The organism is Limnohabitans sp. TEGF004 (genome assembly GCF_027924965.1).
GTDB lineage: Bacteria > Pseudomonadota > Gammaproteobacteria > Burkholderiales > Burkholderiaceae_C > Limnohabitans.
Map to the genome: position 1 here is coordinate 835005 of NZ_AP027056.1, position 14996 is coordinate 850000.

Sequence of the window (14996 nt, forward strand, 5' to 3'; positions counted from 1 at the left end):
AGATTTAAAAGAATCAGCGCGTCTATTTTCTTTGATTAAATTTCTATGACATTACTTGACCATAGGGAGATTCAGACCTTGCTTTTTGGCTGTGGCGATCGCTAGTTCGTAACCGGCGTCGGCGTGACGCATCACGCCAGAGCCACAGTCGTTGACTAGAACACGAGCCAATCGTTCAGCTGCTGCATCGCTGCCATCTGCCACGATGACCATGCCTGAATGTTGTGAATATCCCATGCCCACGCCACCACCGTGGTGCAGGCTGACCCAGCTGGCACCGCCTGCCGTATTGAGCAAGGCATTGAGCAGCGGCCAGTCGCTCACGGCGTCTGTGCCGTCTTTCATAGCTTCTGTCTCGCGGTTGGGGCTTGCCACCGAGCCTGTATCCAGGTGGTCGCGTCCAATAACGATAGGAGCTTTCAGCTCACCATTACGGACCATCTCATTGAAAGCCAGACCGGCGATGTGACGCTCACCTAGTCCTAACCAGCAAATGCGTGCAGGCAAGCCTTGGAAGCTGATTCGTTCACGCGCCATGTCAAGCCAGCGGTGCGTGTGCTTGTTGTTCGGAAACAGTTCCTTGATCTTGGCATCGGTTTTGTAAATGTCTTCAGGGTCTCCCGAGAGGGCCACCCAGCGGAATGGGCCTTTACCTTCGCAGAACATGGGACGAATATAGGCCGGCACAAAGCCAGGGAAGTCAAAGGCGTTTTTCACGCCATGGTCCAAAGCGACCTGACGGATGTTGTTGCCGTAATCCACTGTTGGAATGCCCATCGCTTGGAAGTCCAGCATCGCCTGCACCTGAGTTGCACAGCCTTGGGCTGCGTCAGCCGTCAAGCGAGCGTGCTGCGAGGGATCGTGCTGGGCCGCTTTCCATTGTTCTACTGACCAACCTGGGGGCAAATAGCCGTTGATTAGATCGTGTGCTGAAGTTTGATCGGTTACCAAATCGGGCCGTAAACCACCAGTTTGGGCTCGACGAACCAGCTCCGGCAACACCTCAGCAGCGTTACCTAAAAGAGCGATTGAAACGGCTTCTTTAGCTGCCGTGTGGTGCGCGATCATCGCAAAAGCCTCGTCGATATCTTTGGCCTGCTTGTCCACGTATCGGGTGCGCAAACGAAAGTCGATGCTGCTTTGTTGGCATTCGATATTGAGTGAGCAAGCTCCAGCTAATGTGGCTGCCAATGGCTGCGCTCCACCCATGCCACCAAGGCCCGCAGTCAAAATCCACCGACCTGTCCAGTCGTTGTTGTAATGCTGACGTCCGGCTTCAACGAAGGTCTCAAAGGTTCCTTGCACAATGCCTTGGCTACCAATGTAAATCCACGAGCCCGCCGTCATCTGGCCATACATAAACAGGCCTTTGCGATCGAGTTCATTGAAGTGTTCCCAATTCGCCCACTTCGGAACAAGATTCGAATTGGCGATCAGAACGCGCGGAGCGTTGGCATGCGTTTTAAATACACCCACTGGTTTGCCTGATTGAACCAGCAAAGTTTCATCTTCGTTCAGGTCTTTAAGCGAAGCCAGAATTTGGTCATAGCAATCCCAGTCTCGAGCAGCGCGGCCAATGCCGCCGTACACCACGAGGCTTTGGGGGTTCTCAGCAACCTCAGGGTCGAGGTTGTTTTGGATCATTCGGTAAGCAGCTTCAGTGATCCAGTTTTTACAACTCAGAGTGTTACCCCTCGGTGCGCGAATGACGCGGCTGGAGTCCAAACGGTGATCAGCGTAAGTAGTCATGTTGTTTGCCTTAAAAATTGAAAAAGATTGGGTCAGTGAATACCGAGGTAGGCCTCGGTGAGATGTGGATCGTGGCGTGCAGCTTCTGCACTACCTAGCCAGACAGTGCTTCCAGATTCCAAGACGCAGATATCGTCTGCAATCTTCAGCACACGTTCGGTGTTTTGTTCAACAAGTAAAACGGTCATGCCTTCGCGGCGCAATTGGATGAGGGCTTGGTAGCACAAGTCGATCACCTTCGGCATGAGTCCGAGTGATAACTCATCAATCATGATGAGACGTGGTCGCGTCATTAAGGCTCGACCAATAGCCAACATCTGCTGCTCGCCACCAGAAAGATTGCCGGCCAGTGAGTTCAGGCGCTCGCCTAAGCGAGGAAACAAAGCTAGCACTCGGTCACGGTCGTGAGTGAAAACTTGTGCTGATTGCACCATGCCTCCTACACGTAGGTTGTCTTGCACAGTCAAATCTTTAAACAGGCGGCGACCCTCTGGTGAAATGGCAATGCCCTTACGCACGCGTTCGGTCGGGTCAAGGTTAGAGATGTCGACCCCGTCTAATTGAATGGCACCACCTTGTTGCTGTACGTGACCTGCAATGCACATCAGGGTCGAAGACTTCCCTGCGCCGTTTGCCCCCAATAGTCCAGTGATAGTGCCTGGTCGTAGTGAAAGCGATAGGTTGTGAACTGCCTGAAAAGCGCCGTAGCCGCAGGAAACGGATGTGAGCTCAAGCATGTTGCGTCTCCAATTTGGGTTGTCCTTCTGCGGCAGCTGCACCCAATGCATCTCCGCCTAGGTAAGCAGCCCGCACGACGGGGTCTGCCATGACTGTGCGCGGGTCGCCATCGCCAATTTTTTTCCCGTTGTCCAGCACGACTAAGCGTCGGCATATGCGCATGACCTCACCTAAGTTGTGTTCGATCAGCACAATGGTTAGGCCTTGTTGATTGATCTCGGCGATCGTTGCTGCCAAGGCGTGGGCTTCTTGAGAATTCAAACCCGCCAAAGGCTCGTCGAGCAGCAGCAAGCGTGGCTTGAGTGCTAGAGCTCGCGCCAGTTCCAAACGTTTGAGCACACCAAGCGGCTGGATGCTTGGACTTTGCGATGCCATGCTCGCAATGCCTACTCGCTGCAATTCATGCTGAGCCACAGCCAGTTCTTGCTCGTTAGATACGTTAAGCAAAGCACGTAACGGGCTGACAGTCTTTGCACTGGCCGCAGCCAGAGCGACGTTATCGCCCATGCTTATGTCGTGTAACGGTTTGACTAACTGCTGAGACAAAGACATGCCACGTTGGATGCGTTTGTGTATGGGAAGTCCGTTGAGCGATTCGCCTCCTAGTGAGACGCTTCCCTCTGTGGGTTGGACTACTCCGATGATGGAGCGCATCAGGGTCGTTTTACCTGCACCATTGGGGCCAATTAGGCCGAGCAGATCGCCTTCGTGGACTTCAAAGGTCACATCGTCCACAGCAGTTAATCCGCCAAAACGTACAGTCACATGATCTACTTTCAACAGCGGCTCATCGGATGACTGTTTATTCATGATTTGCCTCCTGTCGTGAACAGCTTCATATGAGTGAAGCGCTTAGATAATCCAGCCATGCCATCTGGCGAAAAACGCATCATCAAGAACAGCAAGCCCCCATAGACCAATAATTTGTAGTCGCCGATGACCTGGAACCAAGCGGGCAGCACAGAGAGTAGGGCGGCAGCGATGATCACTCCAGGTACGGAGCCAATGCCACCAAACACAACCATTGACAAAACTGTGATGGACTCTACAAAACCAAAACTCTCCGCACCGATGAAGTTCAGGTGATAGGTGTAGAAAGCACCCGACATACCCGCCAGTGCGGTACCCATGGCGAAGGCTGCTAATTTGTAGCGTGGCACATCGATACCCAGAACCCTCATGGTGTCTTCGTCTTCAGCGATACCGTTAAACACACGACCCATCCAGCTGCGCTTGATGTAAATGCTCAAAGCGGCAACGCCGATGCACATCAACAGCGCAAGGGCCATGAAGCCCACGCGGCCTAATCCATGGTCTGGAATTGAAGATATCCCCAGCTCACCACCTAGAAACTCTTGTTGACGAACGATGCCGACAAAGAGGAAACCTACGCCCATGGTGGTGATTGCCAGGAAGTCTGCTCGCACTCGTAGTGAAGCCAATCCGACAATCACACCTAACAGGCCGGCGAGGACCATTGCAACGGGAATGGTTGCGAGAAACGGTAAACCTGCTTTACCTAACATCGCAGCTGTATAGGCTCCAATGCCTTGAAAGGTGGCATGCCCTAAGCTGATCTGGCCGCAAAAGCCAGTGATCAAATTGAGAGAGAGCGCAAACATCACGGCAATTGCCATGGTAGTTAGCAATGAAATTTCGTAATTCATGATCTGTGCTTCTAGGTCAGCTGCGGGCAAACAGGCCCTGAGGGCGCACCATCAGCACCGCAATCAAGAAAGCGAATGCGATTGCATTGCGGTCTAGGATGTCGCCAAGATAAATCGTGCCAAAGGCCTCAATCACACCAAGTAGCAGTGCTGCGGCCAGAGTGCCTGGGACCGAGCCCAGTCCACCAAGCACGATGATCGCTAGTGCTTTGTAGGAGGGCACGCTGCCCATGGTGGGCTCGACCAGGTTATTCAATAAAGCCACCCAGACGCCTGCAAACCCAGCTAAAGCCGAGCCCACGAAGAAGTTGATATCGCGGACTTTGCGAAGAGAAATGCCAAAGGACTGAGCCATTTGCGGATCTGAAACCGTGGCTTGACAGGCAATGCCCACTCGTGTTCTCGACTGCAGCCAAGCAAGAACGCCGATGATGGTCGCAGTGCTGAGCATTACCAACAGTTCAGCCAGCTTAAATTGGAGTCCACCACCTAGAACAAATTGTTGTTGCAGCACCGGGTTGTTAAACGACATTCCTTGTGCACCAAAGATGATGCGAAACGCTTCTTCGGAGGCAATGAACAGTCCGATGGATGCGATCAGCGCTACGTATGGCGGCTGGCTCAGTAACGGCTGATATGCGAGCCGGAACATAACCACGCCGCCGAAGCCTGAAATTAATGCTGCACATAGAAAGCCCAGCGCTAAGTTGCCACTGGCGTTGCACACCATGACGCCGACGTATCCACCTAAGGTGAAAAGTGCTGCGTGCGCCACATGAAGGATGCGCAACAGACCGTAGACCAGGGTCAGCCCCAACGCCACAAGAGCGTAGATGCTGCCCTGGATCAGGCCCTGCGCGATAAGTTCAATCGCGAGCATTGTTTAATTCCAGACTTACTTAGCTTTAGTTGGTGGAGCCAAGAGGACCGGGTCAGAAATGACTGAATGGCGACGGAAGGCCTTGTCTTTCACGATCTGTACTTGAATGTCTTTTCTCACTTCGTGTAGATCATTGAACTCAAGCTTGCCGATAGGCATGTTGTAGCTGCCTGCTGCAATCGCATCGCGCAGTGCTGCTCCACCTTTACCTCCGCTTTTTCTCAGGCCCTCAATCGCTACAGCCGTAGCAGTAAAGGATGCTGCAGCCACCATGTCGGCACCAGAGTTTGTCGCCTTGCGATAGTCGGCTAGAAAGGCCTTGGTTGCAGGTGCATCAGAGTCTCGGTCAAGTGATGTTGTTACATACGTTCCCTCAGATGCAGGGCCGGCAATTTCGATGAACTTGTCTGAGTCGTAACCTTCCTGGCCGATGATGGGAGCAGTAACACCAGCTGCACGAAGTTGACTCACGAGTGGTCCAGCTGTAAAGAAGTAGCCAGAGGCGTAGATCACGTCTGGGTTGTCGGATTTAATCTTGCTCACGAGTGGACCGAATTGACGGTCCGGCATGCCATATTCGTACTCGTTGATGATGTTGATGCCTAGCTTGGGAGCGGCTTCTTTAAAACCAGCAGCTAAAGCTTGACCAAAGTCGTTCTTGAGGGTTACGAGGACAACATTCTTTTTGCCCAGGTTTTGCACTAGCTTGGCACCCCCACGTCCTTGGACTTCGCCCATTGCTGAGACGCGGAACATGTAGTCCCCAGCGAGTGTGATTTCGGGGTGGATGGCATAGGCCACGACGTACGGAATTTGAGCGCGCTGGAATATCACTGCAGCAGCGCGGGTAGATCCTGAATATGAACCAGAGACAGCTGCAATTACCTGATCTTTTTCAACCATCTTTGTAGCTGAAGGGACAGCTTCTTTGGGTGTGGCTTGGTCGTCATAGACCACCAGCTCAATTTTTTGCCCAGCTACTCCACCTTTCGCGTTAGCTTGTTCAACAGCTAGCTTTGCACCCTCTAGAGATGACTTGCCATCAGCAGCGGCAAAGCCTGTTAACGGAACGTTAAAGCCCAACTTAAGCTGCGCCCAAGCAGGGGAAGCAGAAAAAGCCACAGCCGCAGCAGCGACTGTTAGTAATGAAAAATGGGGAGTGCTGGATTTCATGAGTTGTTCCTTTCGGTGGCTGTCGTTGAATCAGAGTTAACTGGAGGTCACAGATTTACGAGCGAAAATTGTATATACATATATTTGTAAAACAACTATATTGTCTATACAACTTCGTAAAGCAAAATGTAATCACAGCTAAGATCGCTGTCAATGATGTTTCTAGCAACCGCGGGAAAACACCTAAAAATGCCAAAAACTACTTCAATAAAAAAGCGCCAGCCGGCCTTTCAGGCTATCAAGGCCCATATCCTTGCCAAGATCCATGACGGCGAATGGACGGATGGCGAGTTGATTCCAAGTGAAGAGAACTTAGCTCGTGAGTTTGGTGTGTCACGTATGACAGTCAATCGGGCTGTTCGTGAACTTTCAGATGAGCAGATCGTTAAGAGGATTCAGGGCTCTGGCACTTATGTCGCTCAGCAAAAATATCAATCCACCCTGGTTGAGATTCGAAATATTGCTGATGAAATTGCTGGCCGAGGTCACAAGCACCGCAGTGAACTTCATTGTTTAGAACGTGTCAAAGCGGGGGAGGTGCTGGGGCCTCAGCTTGGCTTGAAGCCAGATCAGGTGGTTTTTCATTCTGTAGTCGTGCACTTTGAGAACGATCAGCCTATTCAGGTTGAAGACCGGTACGTTAACCCGATGGTCGCTCCGGACTATATTTCGCAAGATTTCAATAGCTTGACTCCAAACGCGTACTTGATGCGTATGGCGCCATTACAGGGAGTGCATTTTGAAATTGAGGCCTGCTTACCGCCATCTCATATCAGAGAGATGTTGAATATTCCTACAACTGAACCTTGTTTGGTATTGCACAGACAAACCCAATCCATGGGGCAGGTGGCATCAGTCGCGGTGATGTGGCACCCAGCCTCGCGTCATCGATTCACAGGATTTTTTTGAGCGGCTTGCTAAACACGAACGGCGACTTAAGATCAACTTCAGGCTATGGAGCGTGTCTTAGATTTTGTGTGAAAACAATCAATACAAATCAAATTAATGCAGCAAATTTGTTGAGTAATTTTTCTCTATCTTTTAAGTTAATTTATTTGGAATACTCATAGCTAAATGGCGCCAAATGGTGCTTTCTAAAGCACTGTATATTACAAAAAATTCCACGCTAACCCCATGGATCCTATGTTCTGAAATGGATTGTGATTCCTGTTGTCGTGGGTTCGAGCCCCATCAGCCACCCCAAAATTGAAAAGGGTTCCCAAAATGGGAACCCTTTTTTCATGTAAGCACCGTGACAAAGTTCAATATTTCGGGTCTTTGTCTTCTGGCTTTGTGTGCGCTTGCATGGCCAAACGCCACATAGCAAATGCCTTCTTCGTGCTCTTGTAGTTTGAACAACTCGCGAATGCTGGGCGCATTCATCGCTTGCCCGCTGGTGATGCCACTGCCCATCGACAAGGCTTGTGCCATCAACAGCATGTTTTGAATCGCGCATCCCAAAGAGATCAAACGTTCATGCACAGGCACATGCAGTTCATAAGGTGTGTGGCTGACCACGGCTAGCATCAAGCACGGTGCACGAAATGCTTTGTTGTAGGCCGTCTCTAATTCGGCTGAGCTGGCATTGGCGTCGCGCGCTTGCAGCGCCTGCACAAACGCATGGCCTAAGGCTTCGCGTTGATCGTTTGGCACCACGATGAAGCGCCAAGGCCGGATGCGTCCGTGGTCTGGTGCTTGGGCCGCGGCCCTGAAGATAAGTGCCAACTCATCCGCACTGGGGCCGGGTGCCTCTAAGCGTTTGGGGGCGACATGGCTTCTGGCACACATCTGCGCCAACAACACCTCTGCCGCCGCTGCGCCCATGCTCAGTATTGTTTGTAGGGCAAGAACTTGCCCGACAGCACCACGTTCACGCGGTCACCTTTGGGGTCGGGTTGGCGCACGATGTCCATGGAGAAATCAATGGCGCTCATGATGCCGTCGCCAAACTCTTCGTGGATGAGTTCTTTGATCGTGGTGCCGTACACGCTGACGATTTCGTACCAGCGGTAAATCAAGGGGTCGGTGGGCACGGGTGTGGTCAAGGAGCCTTTGTAGGGCACCACTTGCAGCCACTTTTGTTCTTCGGCATCGAGGCCAAAAATCTTGCCAACCACTTTGGCTTGTTTGGCATCCAAAGTCATTTGCCCCAAGCAAGCGGCCGTGGTCCACTCTTTGGAGAGGCCTACTTTTTTGGCCACGTCTTCCCACTTGATACCTTTGGATACTTTGGTGCTGATGATTTTTTCGGTCACGTCGAGACGGTTCATGATGGCTCCTGAGTTGCTTGAAAAGATTTAGGCCGCAGCGACGAAGCGCTGGTGGTCTTGTGCGATGTGTAGCAAACCTTGCAGCACATCGCCCACCACGATGACGGAAGGGCTGGCCATTTGGTCGCGCACCACCGTGTTGTGCAGCTCGCTGAGCGTGCACACCACATGGCGTTGTGTAGACAGGCTCACGTGTTGAATCACGGCCACGGGCGTGTGTGGGCTGAGCCCATCTAGCAAAGAGGCTTGCAGTTGTGCGGCACCGCTCATCCCCATGTAAATCACCAAGGTGAGCTTGGCTTGTGCGGCGGTGTGCGACAAAGCCGCCCAGTCCACCGCATCGGTGGCGCCTTGTTTGGCGTGGCCTGTGATGAACAACACACCATGCGCATGGGCGCGGTGCGTCAATGGCACGCCCAGCGAGGTGACGCCAGCCAAACCGGCCGTGATGCCATTGATGACGGTGACGTTCACGCCTTGCTGTTGCAGGTGCTCCACCTCTTCACCGCCACGCCCAAAGATGAAGGGGTCGCCGCCTTTGAGGCGCACCACGTTTTCACCAGCCAAAGCCTCTTGCAGCATGAGCTTTTCAATGAAGGCTTGCGGTGTGGATTTGCAGCCACCCCGTTTGCCCACATAGATGATGCGTGCCGAGGGCGAGGCGTAAGCCACGATGGCGTCACTCACCAAATCGTCGACGAGCAGTACGGTGGCAGCGGCAATCGCTTTGACCGCTTTGAGGGTGAGCAAGTCAGGGTCGCCTGGACCTGCGCCCACCAGCGTGACGAGAGGCTGCTGATATATCTGCTGTTGTGTCATGTCGTGCTCTCGGTGAGTTGAATCATGCGGCGCAGCTCAGGCACGCAAGAGCCGCATTGGGTGCCGCACTTGAGCGTGCCTTGCAAGGAGGCCAAGCGTTGAGTGCTGTCGCCTTTGTAAATCTTGAGGTGGTTGTGAATGGCAATGTCTTTCACCCCCACACAGCTGCACACTGTGTTGCCCGCATCGACCAAGGCCACTGGTGGTTTGCTGCCGGTCATCAACAAGCGGCGACCGTAGGCTTGGGTGGACGCTTGGGTTTGCAACAAGGCTTTGAGCCACGTCTCGGCCGAGGTGTCACCCGCGATGATGAAGGCGTTGAGTTGGGTGTCTTTGGCTTGGGTGGCTTCGCTGTGTTGCAAACGCATGCTGCGCAGTTGGCTGCGTTTGGCATCGACGTAGCGCAGGCTGTCGCTGCCGTTCAAACCCAAGAGTTGTTCAATGTCGTGCAGCAGCGCCATGTCAGGCGCTTCGCTACAGGCCGCACGCATCAACACGCCTTGACGGGCAGGACCTTCTGTCGGTGTATCGCTGAACGGCACGCAGCTCGCAAATTCAAACTGCACCATGCGCGCACGCAGGTTTTGCAAAATGGTTTGCGCTTTGTGCTCGGGCAGCCATGCCACGGCCAGCAGCGTCCAAGGCAATTCGGCTTTCAGCACTTTGACCGCGGCATGCTTGAGCTCAGGCTGCTTCGAGGTGGGGCAATAGGCTGAGGTGGTGATGGCGTTCACCCCCGCGAGGGGTTTGTTTTGATGGTCACGCCCACTCAAAAATGCTGCGCCCCAATGCATGGCAATGAATGCTTGGTTGGTGCCAAGGTCTGCACTGGCTTGGGCAGGCAACACGATGGAGCCACGCTTGCTGGTGACGTGCACCAAAGTTCCCTCGTCAAAGCCAAGCCGAGCCATGTCGTCTGGGTGCAGTTGCACCATGGGCTCGGGTACATGGCCAAACAGTTTGCCCACCAAGCCTGTGCGCGTCATGCCATGCCACTGGTCACGCAAGCGGCCTGTGTTGAGCGAGAACGGAAAGCGCGATTCACGCACTTCTGCCGTAGGCACATAGGGCAGGGCGGCAAATTTGGCACGGCCATTGGCAGTGGCAAACGCACCGTCTTCATACAAGCGTGCTTGGCCTTGTGTGGCACCTTCGCGCATGGGCCATTGCTCAGGGCGTTGGTCCAAATGCGCGTAGCTCAGGCCGGTGATGTCGAGGTCACGGCCTCGGGTGGATTCGCGGTGCTCCACCCAAATTTCTTCGGGCGAGGTGTAGGCCATGTGCAGGCCGTCTTTGTGTGGAGCCACGCCAGGCTCTTGCGCCAACCGTGTGGCCAAGTCCACCACGATTTGCCAATCGTGTTTAGTTTGTCCGGGGGCTGGCACAGCGGCATGCACTCGGGTGATGCGGCGTTCGCTGTTGGTGACCGTGCCTTCTTTTTCGCCCCATGTGGTGGCGGGTAGCAGCAGGTCGGCGAAGTCGCAGGTCTCGGCTGTGGCAAAGGCTTCTTGCACCACCACAAACTCGGCGCGTTCTAAAGCACGGCGCACTGTGGCTTGGTCGGGCATGGATTGGGCGGGGTTGGTGCAGGCAATCCACAGCGCTTTGATTTCGCCATCGGCGGCGGCTTCAAACATTTCTACGGCGGTTTTTCCCGGCTTAGACGGCACATCGTCAATGCCCCACAGCGCTGCGACTTCAGAGCGGTGTTCGGGCTTGCTCATGTCGCGGTGCGCGCTGATGAGGTTGGCCAAACCGCCCACTTCGCGGCCTCCCATGGCGTTGGGTTGGCCGGTGAGCGAGAAGGGGCCTGCACCCGCTTTGCCAATTTGCGCCGTTGCTAAATGCAGGTTGATGAGCGAGGCATTTTTGGCGGTGCCACTGCTCGATTGGTTCAAGCCTTGGCAATACAGGCTCAGCGTGCGCCACGCGGGGTTGGGCGTGTTGGCCTTGTTGTGGTCGGGTATGCCCGCAAACCAGCGTGTGGCTTGCAACAGTTGTTCGGGCGTGATGCCGCACACGTCGTGCACGCGTGCGGGTGTGTAGTCGGCCACCAAATTTTTCAGCGCTTGAAAGCCCTCTGTGTGCGCGGCGATGTAGGCGTTGTCTACCCAGCCTTCGGCCAGCATCACATGCAGCATGCCGTGAAACAGCGTCACATCGGTGCCGGGTTGCAACGCCAAGTGAATGTCGGCGCTGCTGGCGGTGTCAGTGCGGCGCGGGTCGGCCACGATGATTTTGAGGTTGGGGTTCTTCGCACGCGCGTCTTCGATGCGTCTGAATAGAACAGGGTGTGCATATGCTGCGTTGCTGCCCGCGATGAACAAGCAATCGGCGTGCATCACATCGTCGTAGCAAGCGGGTGGGGCATCAGCACCGAGCGTGAGCTTGTAGCCCGCCACCGCGCTGCTCATGCACAGGCGCGAGTTGGTGTCGATGTTGTTGGTGCCCAGCAAACCTTTGGCCAGTTTGTTGAACACGTAATAGTCTTCGGTCAGTAACTGACCCGACACATAAAACCCCAGCGCATCGGCCCCGTGTGTGCGCACGATGCTTGCCAACGTGTGACTGGCTGTTTGCATGGCGTTGTCCCACGCCACAGGTTGCAAGCTGCCGCCACGCACCAAGCGACGCATGGGTTGCAGTAAACGCGTTTGTGCAGCCATGGCAGGGCTGGCTGTGAGGTGCAGTGAAGACCCCTTGCTGCACAAGCGTCCAAAGTTGGCCGGGTGTGCAGGGTCGCCGCGCACACCAGTGATGTGGCCCGCGTTCGATTCGATGATGACGCCACAGCCCACACCGCAGTAGGGGCAGGTTGAACGCGTTTCTTTCATGGCGGCTTTCGAGCGGTTGGGGTGGTTCAGTTCGCGACCATGGCTACAGTGGCGTCCTCGATGGCGAGCGTGTTGAGCTCGTTCACATCCAAGGCCACATTGCCGTTCTCCACACGCACCGCAAAGCGGGTGGTGCAGCCTTCATCGGGCGCATGGGCGCAGCCGTCGACCAAACCAATGTGCCAGTTGTGCAACGGGCACACCACGGTTTCGCCAAACACCAAGCCTTGGCTCAGAGGGCCACGCTTGTGCGGGCATTGGTCAAGCAGGGCAAACACCTTGTCTTCGGCGTTGCGAAACACCGCCACTTCCACCCCCTTGGCGCGCTGCACGCGGCGTGCGCCCAGCACGGGGATGTCGTCAACTTTGCAAATGACTTTCCATTCGGTCATGGTGTGTGTCCTTAAACGGTGATGGCTTCAAACTGGCGCGTGTCGACTTGTGCTTTGTCAAACTCAAACCATGGGTCGGGTTCGCCGTCGAGTGCAAATTGCAAACGTGCCCACAAGGCTTTGCGGCCTGCTTCGTCGTCCAAGATTTTTTTCTTCACGTAGTCCATGCCCACGCGGTTCACGTAGTGCACCGTGCGCTCTAAGTACCAACCTTCTTCGCGGTAAAGCTGCATGAAGGCACCGGTGTACTCCATCACTTCTTCTGAGGTTTTCACTTTCACAAAAAACTCGGCCACTTCGGTTTTGATACCGCCGTTGCCTGCGATGTACATCTCCCAGCCGCTGTCCACGCCGATGATGCCCACGTCTTTGATGCCGGCTTCTGCGCAGTTGCGCGGGCAGCCCGACACAGCAAACTTCACCTTGTGCGGGGCATACATGCGCCACATGGCTTTTTCAAGGTCTTTGCCCATTTGCGTGCTGTCTTGTGTGCCCATGCGGCACCACTCGCTGCCCACGCAGGTTTTGACGGTGCGCAAAGCTTTGGCGTAGGCGTGGCCGCACGGCATGCCAATGTCTTTCCACACATTGACCAAGTCTTCTTTCTTCACACCGAGCAAGTCAATGCGTTGCCCCCCCGTGACCTTGACGGTGGGGATGTTGTACTTGTCCACCACATCGGCAATGCGGCGCAATTCGTCGGCGGTGGTCTCACCACCCCACATGCGAGGGATGACGCTGTAAGTGCCATCCTTTTGGATGTTGGCGTGGCTGCGCTCGTTGATGAGGCGGCTTTGCGGGTCATCTAACGCTTCTTTGGGCCAGCTGCTCATGCGGTAATAGTTGATGGCAGGGCGACAAGTGGCGCAGCCTGTTGGGCTCTTCCACTCTAGAAATTGGAACACCGCGTCGCTGGTCAACAGCTTTTGGTCCCGAATCGCATCGCGCACTTCTTGGTGGCTATGGTCGGTGCAGCCGCAGATGGCTTTTTTCTTCGGCGTGGCCGAGTAATCGCCGCCTGCGGTGAACATCAAAATTTGTTCCACCAAGCCCGTGCAGGAACCGCACGAGGCGCTGGCTTTGGTGTGCTTGCGCACTTCGTCCAAGGTGAACAAACCTTTGTCTTTGATGGCTTTGCAAATGGCACCTTTTTTCACGCCGTTGCAACCGCACACCTCGGCATCGTCGGGCATGCTGGCGGCTTTGCTGTGGCCTTCATGGCCCACGTCACCAATGTTCGATTCACCAAACATCAGCTTCTCGCGGATGTCGGCCACGCTGCGGCCATCGCGCAGCAGTTTGAAGTACCAGCTGCCGTCCACGGTGTCGCCGTACAAACACGCGCCCACCAATTGGTCGTTGCGGATGACGAGTTTTTTGTAAACGCCTTCGTGCGGGTCGCTCAGCACAATCTCTTCGGTGCTGCCATCGTCACTGCCCATGAAGTCGCCTGCGCTGAACAAATCAATGCCGGTGACTTTGAGCTTGGTCGAGGTGAGCGAGCCGGTGTAGCGGCCAATGCCGAACTCAGCCAAATGGTTGGCCAACACTTTGCCCTGCTCAAACAAAGGCGCCACCAAACCGTAGGCAATGCCACGGTGGGCCGCACATTCGCCCACAGCATAAATACGTGGGTCGGTCACGGTTTGCAGCGTGTCGCTGACCACAATGCCGCGCTCGCAATGCAGGTGCATTTTTTCGGCCAACGCCGTGTTGGGGCGAATGCCCACGGCCATCACAACCAACTCGGCGGGCACGTATGAACCGTCTTTGAACAAGACCGATGCCACGCGCCCGTTTTTGTCGGCTTGTAGTTCTTGCGTGTGCGCGCCCATGCGGAACTGCATGCCGCGCTCTTCGAGCGAGCGTTGCAACAAGCCGCCTGCCACTTTGTCGAGCTGACGCTCCATCAGCCATTCACCGACGTGCACCACGGTCACGCGCATGCCGCGTTTCATCAAACCGTTGGCTGCTTCGAGGCCGAGCAAACCGCCGCCAATCACCACTGCATGTTTGTACTGGGTGGCCGCATCAATCATGGCCTGTGTGTCGGCGATGTCGCGGTAGGCCAGCACGCCCTCTAACTCGCGGCCCGGCACGGGCAGCATGAAAGGGTTAGAGCCGGTGGCCAAAATCAAGCGGTCATACGCTGCGCTTTGCACTTCGCCTGCGGCGTTGGTGGCATGCACGATGCGTTTGACGCGGTCCACCTCAGTCACCGTCCAACTGGTGTGCAGGGTGATGTGGTTGTCGCTGTACCAATCGAGTGGGTTGAGGATGATTTCATCCAAGGTTTGTTCACCCGCTAGCACGGGAGATAGCAAGATGCGGTTGTAGTTGGGGTGTGGCTCTGAGCCAAAGACCGTGATGTCGTAAAGGTCTGGCGTCAGCTTGATGAGCTCTTCCAAGGTGCGCACACCGGCCATGCCGTTGCCCACCATCACGAGTTTGAGTTTGTGACTCATGTTCAGCTC

Annotated in this window: 13 protein-coding genes; 1 reads left to right on the forward strand and 12 read right to left on the reverse strand. The window is 54.9% G+C overall.

What is annotated here, in order from left to right:
• Positions 1 to 51 precede the first annotated feature (51 nt).
• The 6 genes from hutU to LINBF2_RS04240 are packed head-to-tail and all read right to left on the reverse strand — an operon-like array spanning position 52 to position 6207.
• On the reverse strand, positions 52 to 1749 hold the full coding sequence (gene hutU, locus LINBF2_RS04215; RefSeq protein ID WP_104799259.1) for a urocanate hydratase: 1698 nt from the start codon (positions 1747 to 1749) through the stop codon (positions 52 to 54).
• A 32-nt stretch (positions 1750 to 1781) separates the two neighbouring features.
• Positions 1782 to 2486 (reverse strand): ABC transporter ATP-binding protein, encoded by a 705-nt coding sequence (locus LINBF2_RS04220; RefSeq protein ID WP_281890666.1) that lies wholly within the window; start codon positions 2484 to 2486, stop codon positions 1782 to 1784.
• Positions 2479 to 3297 (reverse strand): ATP-binding cassette domain-containing protein, encoded by an 819-nt coding sequence (locus tag LINBF2_RS04225; RefSeq protein WP_281890668.1) that lies wholly within the window; start codon positions 3295 to 3297, stop codon positions 2479 to 2481. Before LINBF2_RS04225 ends, LINBF2_RS04220 begins: the two co-directional genes overlap by 8 nt.
• On the reverse strand, positions 3294 to 4154 hold the full coding sequence (locus tag LINBF2_RS04230; protein ID WP_236657887.1) for a branched-chain amino acid ABC transporter permease: 861 nt from the start codon (positions 4152 to 4154) through the stop codon (positions 3294 to 3296). Before LINBF2_RS04230 ends, LINBF2_RS04225 begins: the two co-directional genes overlap by 4 nt.
• A 16-nt stretch (positions 4155 to 4170) precedes the next feature.
• Positions 4171 to 5034: a branched-chain amino acid ABC transporter permease gene (locus tag LINBF2_RS04235; RefSeq protein ID WP_104799263.1), complete on the reverse strand. Its 864-nt coding sequence runs from the start codon at positions 5032 to 5034 to the stop codon at positions 4171 to 4173.
• A gap of 15 nt (positions 5035 to 5049) precedes the next feature.
• Positions 5050 to 6207 carry an ABC transporter substrate-binding protein gene (locus tag LINBF2_RS04240; protein ID WP_104799264.1) on the reverse strand — a complete coding sequence of 386 codons (1158 nt, stop codon included), beginning with the start codon at positions 6205 to 6207 and terminating at the stop codon, positions 5050 to 5052.
• A gap of 189 nt (positions 6208 to 6396) precedes the next feature.
• Here LINBF2_RS04240 and hutC point away from each other — a divergent pair, with 189 nt between their 5' ends.
• Positions 6397 to 7116: a histidine utilization repressor gene (hutC, locus tag LINBF2_RS04245; protein ID WP_104799265.1), complete on the forward strand. Its 720-nt coding sequence runs from the start codon at positions 6397 to 6399 to the stop codon at positions 7114 to 7116.
• A 330-nt stretch (positions 7117 to 7446) separates the two neighbouring features.
• Here hutC and LINBF2_RS04250 read toward each other — a convergent pair whose 3' ends face one another.
• From LINBF2_RS04250 to nirB, 6 genes are read right to left on the reverse strand one after another with little or no spacing between them, the layout of a single operon-like run.
• A complete protein-coding gene (locus LINBF2_RS04250) occupies positions 7447 to 8031 on the reverse strand; it encodes a nitroreductase (RefSeq protein WP_104799266.1) in 585 nt (194 codons plus the stop codon).
• 2 nt (positions 8032 to 8033) lie between these two features.
• Positions 8034 to 8477: a cyanase gene (gene cynS, locus LINBF2_RS04255; RefSeq protein WP_281890672.1), complete on the reverse strand. Its 444-nt coding sequence runs from the start codon at positions 8475 to 8477 to the stop codon at positions 8034 to 8036.
• A gap of 27 nt (positions 8478 to 8504) precedes the next feature.
• Positions 8505 to 9296 (reverse strand): uroporphyrinogen-III C-methyltransferase, encoded by a 792-nt coding sequence (gene cobA, locus LINBF2_RS04260; RefSeq protein ID WP_281890674.1) that lies wholly within the window; start codon positions 9294 to 9296, stop codon positions 8505 to 8507.
• Positions 9293 to 12130, reverse strand: a complete 2838-nt coding sequence (locus LINBF2_RS04265) for a nitrate reductase (protein WP_281890676.1) — start codon at positions 12128 to 12130, stop codon at positions 9293 to 9295. Before LINBF2_RS04265 ends, cobA begins: the two co-directional genes overlap by 4 nt.
• Before the next feature lie 26 nt (positions 12131 to 12156).
• Positions 12157 to 12522, reverse strand: a complete 366-nt coding sequence (gene nirD / locus LINBF2_RS04270) for a nitrite reductase small subunit NirD (RefSeq protein ID WP_281890678.1) — start codon at positions 12520 to 12522, stop codon at positions 12157 to 12159.
• An 11-nt stretch (positions 12523 to 12533) separates the two neighbouring features.
• Positions 12534 to 14987, reverse strand: a complete 2454-nt coding sequence (gene nirB / locus LINBF2_RS04275; RefSeq protein WP_281890680.1) for a nitrite reductase large subunit NirB — start codon at positions 14985 to 14987, stop codon at positions 12534 to 12536.
• Positions 14988 to 14996 lie beyond the last annotated feature (9 nt).